This is a genomic window from Rhizobium acaciae (assembly GCF_025941625.1).
GTDB classification, from domain to species: domain Bacteria; phylum Pseudomonadota; class Alphaproteobacteria; order Rhizobiales; family Rhizobiaceae; genus Rhizobium; species Rhizobium acaciae.
Map to the genome: position 1 here is coordinate 1 of NZ_JAPCZO010000076.1, position 1244 is coordinate 1244.

Consider the following 1244-nt stretch of genomic DNA (forward strand, 5'->3'; position numbering starts at 1 on the left):
GCGCCGCCATTGATAGAAGGTCTGCTCGGAAATCCCAGCGCTCTTGATGGCGGATTTCAGGGACTCTCCGTCAGCCGCCCGAGCCTCAATCTCGGAGAGTTTGTGGGCTCGTTCCTCGTCCGAATAGCGGCGGGGCTTGGCCGTTGCAGCGGTCAAATCGGCCTTGGCGGCAGAAGGCGCGGTGACTGTTTTCCGCTTTGCCGGAGGCTTCCGCTTTTTCTTTTCCTGCTCGGTTTTGCCGGTTTCGGTGGAAACAACAGGACCCGTCTGTTCGGGGTTCAGTTCATCCGTCATTTTAGCTCCCTGTGCGGTCCTCCTTATTCAATCGGTTGAAACGGTGAGTCAACTGGGTGGACTACGGTTTCTCGACCTGACGCTGCCCATCGGACGATCAAAGCTGCTTTTTCCCAACCACAGGCGCAATTTTAGCGACGTGTTTTTGGAGGAGAGATGTCGGAGCCATCCCTGCGGTCTCGTCAAAGCCCGCCGATGCAGAGATATTTCATCTCGAGATAGTCCTCCAGACCGTGACGGGATCCTTCTCGGCCGATACCAGATTGCTTGATGCCGCCAAAGGGGGCCGCCTCCGAAGACATGCGGCCGGTGTTGATCCCGACCATCCCGTATTCGAGCGCTTCGGCCACCTTCCAGACGCGCTTGAGATTGGAGGCATAGAAATAGGCGGCAAGGCCGTAGATTGTGTCGTTTGCTTCGCGAACCACCTGATCGGGATCGTCGAAGCAGATGATCGGCGCCAGCGGCCCGAAAGTTTCTTCTTGAGCAAGCCGCATGGTGCTGACGACGTTTGTGATCACGGTCGGCTGAAAAAAGGTTCCGGAATCGCCGACGCGTCTCCCGCCGCAGCGGATAGCCGCTCCCTTGCCGACGGCATCGTCGACATGCGCTTCGATCTTGGCCAGCGCCTGGGTGTCGATCAGCGGGCCGATGGCGACATCCGGATCGAAGCCGTCGCCGACGTGCAGGTGCCGGACGCGATCGGTGAACTTCTCCGAAAACTGATCATGGACGGAGGATTGGACATAGATGCGGTTGGCCGAAACGCAGGTCTGGCCGCCATTGCGAAACTTCGCCTGGATGGCGCCATCGACGGCCGCATTGATATCGGCGTCATCAAAAACGATGAAGGGCGCGTTACCGCCGAGCTCGAAGCTGACCTTCTTGATCTGGTCCGAGCATTGCCGCATCAGCAGTCGCCCGACTTCCGTCGATCCGGTGAAGCTGAT

Annotated in this window: 1 protein-coding gene and 1 pseudogene; both read right to left on the minus strand. The window is 58.8% G+C overall.

Annotated elements, in window-relative coordinates:
- Positions 1-294, minus strand: a pseudogene (locus OLZ32_RS39130) (transposase); the annotation flags it as partial.
- Positions 295-476: 182 nt separating this feature from the next.
- On the minus strand, positions 477-1244 hold a 768-nt coding region (locus OLZ32_RS39135), incomplete at its 5' end, for an aldehyde dehydrogenase family protein (RefSeq protein WP_264425731.1).